Here is a 229-nt window from a genome sequence, read left to right as displayed (position 1 = left end):
TACCAGCTCTAAGCGCATCTATCCACTGCGACCATATTTCGTCTAAGCTATCAAACGCGTCTATTTTTCGGTCGAAAACGCTTTGACCGCGACCATCCCATTTTCCCGATTCAAAGAACATGAGAGGTACGGCAAGCATATACTGACCTCTTTGAGATATCGCTCCATTATTGTCATCCCTATAACTGGAGAACCCAATATCTTTCAATCCTGCTGTATCTGGAATTCC

1 protein-coding gene is annotated in these 229 nt (G+C 44.1%); it reads right to left on the bottom strand.

Annotation, left to right across the window (positions count from 1 at the left end):
• Positions 1-229: hypothetical protein (locus NE619_RS18570; RefSeq protein WP_330640885.1), on the bottom strand; the 229-nt coding region annotated here is incomplete at both ends.

This window comes from Anaerovorax odorimutans (assembly GCF_024459955.1).
GTDB lineage: Bacteria > Bacillota > Clostridia > Peptostreptococcales > Anaerovoracaceae > Hominibacterium > Hominibacterium odorimutans_A.
This window is presented reverse-complemented; position numbering and strand designations above follow the sequence as displayed.